Below are 251 nucleotides of genomic sequence, written 5' to 3' on the forward strand. Positions count from 1 at the left end.
GCGACAGTGATGCTGCAAGTCCTTGCTGTGAAAGCACAACAAGAAAACCCTACATGCGAGGAGCATCTTGGGCACCCTTGCACTCCTGGTGTTAGAGAATGCTGCGCCAATACTGGACGTCAGTGTGTTGCTACTTCAGCTAACGGCTTCCATTGCAAGTGATTGTGTCATCGCCACCATGGTGCCACCGGCGTCATCAACGCATGACGCTGCTCTATGTTATTATATTGTTGGGTCTCTTTTATTTCTAT

1 protein-coding gene is annotated in these 251 nt (G+C 49.0%); it reads left to right on the plus strand.

Annotated features, from left to right (window positions below):
- Positions 1-67 precede the first annotated feature (67 nt).
- Positions 68-251: hypothetical protein (locus ILT46_RS12245; RefSeq protein ID WP_233397241.1), on the plus strand; the 184-nt coding region annotated here is incomplete at its 3' end.

Source organism: Qipengyuania sp. YIM B01966, assembly GCF_016461955.1.
Lineage (GTDB): Bacteria > Pseudomonadota > Alphaproteobacteria > Sphingomonadales > Sphingomonadaceae > QFOP01.